Origin of the sequence: Oceanobacillus sp. AG (assembly GCF_009746545.1) — a bacterium.
GTDB lineage: Bacteria > Bacillota > Bacilli > Bacillales > Amphibacillaceae > Oceanobacillus > Oceanobacillus indicireducens.
Window position 1 is genome coordinate 1 of sequence record NZ_WOWT01000056.1, and the last position, 7,001, is coordinate 7,001.

Here is a 7,001-nt window from a genome sequence, read left to right on the forward strand (position 1 = left end):
ATACCAAAAGTGGAGGTGTTTTTCTTTTTTATAGTAGGCAGATGTCAAGGTCCATAATGAATTTCCAAAAGTACTTTACCAGATAAAGGTTAGATGTCATTTTTACTCTGCGAAAGTTGAGTTATTAAAAACTGAATTTAAAATTTTAAACCACGCTGGCTCTTCTTCCCCCATAAATCTAGGACTAGGGTTGGATAGAATAGATACGAAATCAGAATAACTAAGACCATCTTCGTTTAGACGATACTTAAGTATTTCTAAAGGTTGAAGACCAGTTCTTTCGACCCATGCCGCAGCTTTTTCTTGCCCTTCCTTGCTAGTTTGCGTTAAGTCAATTTGTTGCTCATTTAAAAACGTTGCTTTCCCCCATATATTCTTTTTAATAATATTATTCTCAGTTACCAACAATATGAGCTCCTTTACTTAATATTTAGAAACCAATCGGCAAGAAAAATTCTCCCACCGATTGGTTTCTATTAACAACAGTTAAACCAGCGAGTACCTGGACAATCTAGAGTAAAAGTACAAACCCAGCCACATCCGACACCACCTGACAATTCTGCTAATTCTTCGTCTGATACATTACTGATTACATTTTCCAAGTTTTCCATTATAATTTCCCTCCTCTCCCCGATTTTTATGGGTATTTTTACATCCCATATACATAAAATACATTGAATACTTAAAAAGTTCTCTAGGTAATCCTTTAGATTGTGTCTAAAATTTTCTTAATGTATAATTAATATATTAAGAATCCCCACTTAACCTTGTGATTCTTGAGTAAAAATTAAATTTTCACAAACGAAATACCAATTAATAATTCAGATATTCTGTTTGCAAATGTATATATTCCAAAAGATTGTAATGTATTTATTCCTATTTGTTTTGTTGAGAAAACAAATAGGAGCTGGATTCATTAATAAAATTTACATTATCCATATTAATGGTGTAACCTTTACCCTTGTCTGTGAGTAGAATATTAGGACTTTTGGGATCGCTTTCAATCTTTTTCCTTAAATTTGCTATATGGACGTACAAACTTGAGATACTATAGAGATCAACCCAATTCATTAACTTGTCAGCACTCAGTGTACTTCCCAAATTATATACCAGTATATATAGCAACTTATATTCCGTGATTGATAAGTCTATATTTTCATTACCCTTAACAATACATTGTTTTGCAAGATTGAAAATTACATCAGGAGACAATCGAATGGTATCTCCAATCAAATTTCTTTGGCCATCTTCAATCTTATTCAAATGTAAGCTTTTAAAAAATTGAACCAAAGGTTCTCCTAAAATCAAGGTAGTTTTTTGTCTTAAAAGTATCCTGTCTGGATTTTCCTTATCAGTACTTAATATTAAAACGGGAACAGACGTTAATCTCAAAAGTTCCATCCAATACATTAATTCTCTTAACGTAGGATAGGTAAGTCTAATAAGATGGCTAAAGGTTCATTTGTTTTAATACTCTTTTTTAACTTTTCGTAATTTGAATAAATTTTAATATTGATGCCATTGTGGTTAAGAATACTTTCAAATAGTAACGAACAGTAGCTATTATTTGTCAATATGAATACTGTCATTTCAATCTCCCCCAAAATAAATATTTTGTTTATATAGGGCTTAGTACTTATAAATGAATTTAAATACGGCCAATAAATCTTAACTTTTGGAAAAAAGGAACATATTAGTAACCATTGATAAAAATTGCCTAGTAATAAATATACTATTAATCACTACATACAGAATCAATGATCACCAATACCGTTTTACTGAATATCTCTTTTTTTGAAATCAGAAATACTAACTACAGTAAAAATAATGAATAGAATACTTGAGATCACCATAATTGATAAAGAAGAAAATGTATCAAACCCCTCACCTTTTGGTAACATACTAAGGGCTGGATACGACCAAATATATAATTTTGCATACTGTGAATTAGTTACTATTACTCCTATAATAGCCGTAATTGCACTTATTCCCATAGGTATGCCTATTCCAGAGAAACGTATACTTAACCATAATTGAATTGATATGATTGGCCATGATGCGACCCAACCAACTAAAGTATTTCCAAATATTAAAGTGTAAGGCACAGAACCTTGAACACCTATTATTTCCCCGCTAAGATATATACCAAAAGAAAGGAATAATATTGATATCCCAGTTAGGAGCATTAAATTAGTTAGCTTAGCCAGATATATTGTACTGCGGTGGAAAGGGAGCGCTAATAAATACTTCCAGGAATTTTCTGCATGCTCTGTACGACTTATCAAGATACTAAGAACCCCTATTGACATTGGATAAAGCAAAATGCCAAACCAAATTACTATTTGTACATATAGCTTCAACCAAGCTGCATCGTCTCCCTTTGTAAGCATATCTTGGAATCTAATAAAATTCGAAGATCCATTTAAAATCATAGCTAAGGGAGCTATAATTATGATTAACCAAATAAATGAACGCTTTAATTTAAAAATCTCAACATTTACCATACGAAAATAGGCTTGCATTTTTTTATTTTCTCCTTTCCATTATATATCTCTTCTTGAAAATTCACGGATACCTATGAGAGTGCATAACAATCCAACAATAATAGACAACCCACTATAGAAATAAGGTTCATAAGGGGTACCTATCGGTGCTGTCATAAAAGGGTAAGCCCACGGAAACCAAAAAGTAATGCTTGATTGAGCTACAAAAAGGGATACAACTATACACAGAACCCCAACCCCTATTGGTATAGATAAATTGTGGAATCGCGTACTCAGCCACATTTGTATCGATGTTAACGCTATTACTCCCAATAATGGGAAAATAAATAGCCACCAAATCTCCTGCAATGGAACCAATTCGTTAAATCCTAGCACTAAACCACTAATTATCATTCCACAAATTAAAATAACGGAAGCAATAGTTAATAAGAAAAGTGTCAATAATAACTTTCCAGTATAAATTTGCCAACGCTTTATTGGTAATGCAATTATATATTTCCAAACATTAGTTGAATGCTCTTGACCGCAAATAATTGCTGCAATAATCGCTGCAAGAATTGGTAATACTAATGCCCCCCAAAAAGATCCTATTTCTTGAATAAAGACCCACCAAGGTGAAGAACCTGATGGTATTAAGATGTCGTATCTTAATTTAAAATTCAAAAATTGTAACATTACAACGAATAACGGCGCACCCCAAACTATATACATGATTCCACTTCTTTTTAATTTTTGCCATTCTATTTGCATTATTCTCAGATAACTCATTATAATGTCTCCTTTGAACCAGTTAACTCCAAGAAAATATCTTCTAATGAACGAGGCTGTAGGCACAGTTGAGATACATCATAACCTGAATTTACAATTATTTTATTAATAAATGCTGCGTTTTCCTCATGACCTATAATTTCAATATTATTTTCCACAATACTCCCAAATATATTTTCTTTATTCAATATATCAAGGACTTTTTTCGGTTCATTTGTTTGTAATTTTAATAAAGGTTGACTTCTTGCTTGTAGTTCTTCAATTGTCCCCTGAAATAACAATTTACCATTACCAATAATCCCTACATGAGTCGCAATTAGTTCAATTTCGCTAAGATTGTGACTGGATATTAATACTGTTATCCCATATTCACTTGGTAATTTATTTATTAATTCACGAATCTCATGAATACCAGAAGGATCTAAACCATTAGTAGGCTCATCTAATATAAGTAGATCAGGGTTATTAAGGAGAGCAAGAGCGATTCCTAGGCGTTGTTTCATACCTAATGAATAATTTTTCACGAGTCGATCTGCCACATCTTTTAATCGCACAATTTTTAGAACACGGTCAATCTCTGTTTTTTTTATGCCCAATAACTTACGCGTTACCTCTAAATTCTCAAAACCTGTTAGATTACGATAATATGAAGGTGACTCTACAAGTGATCCAACTCTTTTAAGTATTTCTATTTTTTCCTCTTTGATATTCTTTCCAAAAACATGAACGTCTCCTTGTGTTGGTCTCATTAATCCCAACAGCATTCTGATTGTAGTTGTCTTACCTGCCCCATTAGGTCCCAGAAAGCCATATACTGAACCTTCCTCTACATGAAGATTTAAATTTTGGACTGGTTTAATTCCTTTAAATTGTTTTGTTAAGTTGTTCGTTTTGAGGATGACATTCCCCATTTACTACACTTCCTCTCGATACCTATTTAAAGACCATGTTAGCAGATCAAGCTTAAATCATATTTCAGTTTTCCTTAACTTAACCTTAAATTTATTAGCCAATTTCCATAGCCAAAATTACGAATGTGAAAATAAAAAAGCTAACATGGAATACCGTCTTTCATGTATCCCTGTTAGCTCAATGTGATTTAACTTTTCCTGTCTTAAGCAGAACTAGCTGAAACACTGCTATTTTTTGATTTTTTATATACCATCTATGTATCATAAGTTGGTTTTATTGGTAAAGATAATGGATATACAAGTTCCCTTATTAAGAGAGCTTTCTACAGATATTGTACCTTCATGAGAAGTAATAATCTGTTTAGCAATCGCCATTCCAAGCCCCGTCCCTGCATTATCACGATTCGTATTAGTGCCACGATAATAACGTTCAAATAGATTATCTAAATCCTCCGCGGGGATGCCTTTACCATTATCTTTAATAGTGATTTTGGTATCATGAAATGTCTGATTGACAGAAACCCATATTTCCGTTGTATTAGAATTATGTGTTAGAGCATTAAAAATGAGATTATTAAATGCTCTTGTTAACCACTTTGCATCTCCATAAAAGGGTATATTTTCGGTGTTAACATCAAAATGTATCTCCCGTTCTCTATACTGAGGGGTATTTAAAATTGCAATAATAATTGTTCTCAGAAGTTCTACAAGATTAATGTTTTTTTTATTCAATGGGAGCATATTATTTTTAAGCTGATATGTAAGTTTAAGATCTTCTATAAGAGATTCAATATACAATGATTTATTCATTATTATATTTGCATATTCTGCAACTTCCTTAGTGTTTGATATGTTTTTTTCATCTGAAAGCACTTCTCCATATCCTTTAATGGAGGATAATGGTGTTTTTAAATCATGTGACAAATTGGCGATCCATTCTTCTTGCATATTTTCCAAGCGTCTACGTTCCCTTTGATTATAATGCAACGTACTAGCCAATGTATTAAGGCCATAATACACATTTTTGTAAAGCCCTTTAGCTTTATAATTTATATGATAATGACCTTTTGCTAGTTTTGTGATGCCATTAATAATATCCAATACTGGACGACTTAACTTTTTTCCGAATAAATATCCTATAATAATAACTGTCAATAAAATAATCACTAGCGGGGTAATAAGATCTCTGTATCCTAAGCTTTTCGGACTAAAAAGGACAGTATATTTCGATACTCTATTTTCTGGAAAACCAATTACATAACTCCATTCCTTATTATCCACATTTTTGCGGCTAACAAAGATTGTATTCCCATTATTAGAATACTTGTAATTAAAGATCAATTCACTTGGTGTGTAATGGTCATTAACCTCATCGGGTTTTCCCCAATTAGCTATTTCTGTACCATTCTTATCGAGGATTTGTAACCAGGCATTAAATTCTTTTAATTTTTCTTCTCCTTCTTTTTTTACCGTCGGCATACCATTGTCATTCATGATAAATTTCTCGAATTCCAAGGTAAATTGTTCTGGAAAACGACTTCTTTCAGTTTCAGGTACATTTACCCCAGCTATAATTGAAAACCAAATAGTAAATACAAAAATACATAATAAAAGTAATGATAGGATTAAAAGTGACCCAACATAAAGTCCAGTTATTTTCCATCTCATTATCTATTCTCCTGTGTAACCAATTTATATCCTAGTCCTCTAACGGTACGTATAAATATAGGCTTAGACGGATTATCTTCTATTTTTTCACGAAGATGTCTAATATGAACCATAACTGTATTTTCATTAGACAAATAATCTTCTTTCCAGATTGCTTCATAAAGTTGATTTTTGCTCAAAATTCGATTGGGATTTTTACAAAAGAATAATAGTAATTGGAATTCTTTAGCTGTTAAAATGACATGATTTCTATTTTTATAAACTTCACCTGTCTCTTCGTTAATACTTAAATTCCCAATTGAATAAGATGTTTGCTTGTCTAAATCTATTTGATGCCTCCGAAAATAAGCCTTAATTCGATAGGCTACTTCTTTGGGGCTAAAGGGTTTGGTAATGTAATCATCACCACCTATACCTAAACCAAGAATTTTATCGGTTTCTTCATTTTTGGCTGATAAAAACAAAATGGGGGATGTAGAATATTTTCTTATTTCTTGGCAAACTGAAAAACCATCAATATCCGGCAACATAATATCAAGTACTATCAGATCTGGTTTTTCCCTCTTACATATTTCTATACTTTCTATTCCGTTTTCTGCCTTTATAATGTTCTTAAAACCTTCTTTACGCAAAACTGTTTCAAGTAGGTTAACAATATCTTCCTCATCATCGACTAATAAAATTTTCTTGTTGGAAACTATATTCATATCAAAAACCATCGTGATAACTCCCTTCTTAGATTAATACAATTTGCTTATTTTCCAACAACTCCATTGTTGTAGAACTTTCAATAAATACCTTTTTGATGTAAAAGGCTTAAAACACTTTAGAAATTTGCCAAATGAAATTCTTTCCATAGCGAAATGTAATCTATTATCGAAAAAATTGGTTTTATCAGTTAATCAACCATGAGGAGATAAAAACAAATAAATTTTGACACTTTTATTTACATCCCTATTATATTATGAAAGTGCATGATATCAAATAAGACTTTTAGTTGTTGATCTTTTTTCTTTTTTAATCCTGTAAACTAGCACATTATTCCAGGTCATCTATTTCAAACTAATTCAGCTGTTTATCTGGGGTAATGTGCTATTATTTTCACTTTATTTCATATGTGAAAAAGAATATGCACGCTATTTCTCTACTA

The 7,001-nt window shown here is 31.7% G+C and carries 8 protein-coding genes; all 8 read right to left on the reverse strand.

Annotated elements, in window-relative coordinates; genetic code table 11:
- Positions 1 to 102: 102 nt before the first annotated feature.
- The 8 genes from GN217_RS18225 to GN217_RS18260 all read right to left on the reverse strand — a co-directional run bounded on the left by GN217_RS18225 (position 103) and on the right by GN217_RS18260 (position 6,570).
- A complete protein-coding gene (locus tag GN217_RS18225; protein WP_156858061.1) occupies positions 103 to 405 on the reverse strand; it encodes a hypothetical protein in 303 nt (100 codons plus the stop codon).
- 71 nt (positions 406 to 476) lie between these two features.
- Complete coding sequence (locus tag GN217_RS18230) at positions 477 to 611, reverse strand: type A2 lanthipeptide (protein WP_156858062.1); 135 nt, start codon at positions 609 to 611, stop codon at positions 477 to 479.
- A gap of 265 nt (positions 612 to 876) precedes the next feature.
- Complete coding sequence (locus GN217_RS18235) at positions 877 to 1,392, reverse strand: winged helix-turn-helix domain-containing protein (RefSeq protein WP_198042721.1); 516 nt, start codon at positions 1,390 to 1,392, stop codon at positions 877 to 879.
- A gap of 383 nt (positions 1,393 to 1,775) precedes the next feature.
- Positions 1,776 to 2,522, reverse strand: coding sequence for an ABC transporter permease (locus GN217_RS18240; RefSeq protein WP_156858064.1), 747 nt, complete (start codon positions 2,520 to 2,522; stop codon positions 1,776 to 1,778).
- A 21-nt stretch (positions 2,523 to 2,543) separates the two neighbouring features.
- On the reverse strand, positions 2,544 to 3,272 hold the full coding sequence (locus tag GN217_RS18245; protein WP_156858065.1) for an ABC transporter permease: 729 nt from the start codon (positions 3,270 to 3,272) through the stop codon (positions 2,544 to 2,546).
- Positions 3,272 to 4,183 (reverse strand): ABC transporter ATP-binding protein, encoded by a 912-nt coding sequence (locus GN217_RS18250; protein ID WP_156858066.1) that lies wholly within the window; start codon positions 4,181 to 4,183, stop codon positions 3,272 to 3,274. The genes GN217_RS18245 and GN217_RS18250 overlap by 1 nt, the downstream gene beginning before the upstream one ends.
- 261 nt (positions 4,184 to 4,444) lie before the next feature.
- On the reverse strand, positions 4,445 to 5,851 hold the full coding sequence (locus tag GN217_RS18255) for a sensor histidine kinase (protein WP_156858067.1): 1,407 nt from the start codon (positions 5,849 to 5,851) through the stop codon (positions 4,445 to 4,447).
- A complete protein-coding gene (locus GN217_RS18260) occupies positions 5,851 to 6,570 on the reverse strand; it encodes a response regulator transcription factor (protein ID WP_156858068.1) in 720 nt (239 codons plus the stop codon). Before GN217_RS18260 ends, GN217_RS18255 begins: the two co-directional genes overlap by 1 nt.
- Between the last annotated feature and the right edge of the window lie 431 nt (positions 6,571 to 7,001).

Excerpts from the sequence above, each read along its gene's own strand:
- GN217_RS18240 (WP_156858064.1), bottom strand. The coding sequence starts at position 2,522 with ATGCAAGCCTATTTTCGTATGGTAAATGTTGAGATTTTTAAATTAAAG.
- GN217_RS18250 (WP_156858066.1), bottom strand. The coding sequence starts at position 4,183 with ATGGGGAATGTCATCCTCAAAACGAACAACTTAACAAAACAATTTAAA.
- GN217_RS18260 (WP_156858068.1), bottom strand. The coding sequence starts at position 6,570 with ATGGTTTTTGATATGAATATAGTTTCCAACAAGAAAATTTTATTAGTC.
- GN217_RS18255 (WP_156858067.1), bottom strand. The coding sequence starts at position 5,851 with ATGAGATGGAAAATAACTGGACTTTATGTTGGGTCACTTTTAATCCTA.
- GN217_RS18245 (WP_156858065.1), bottom strand. The coding sequence starts at position 3,272 with ATGAGTTATCTGAGAATAATGCAAATAGAATGGCAAAAATTAAAAAGA.
- GN217_RS18230 (WP_156858062.1), bottom strand. The coding sequence starts at position 611 with ATGGAAAACTTGGAAAATGTAATCAGTAATGTATCAGACGAAGAATTA.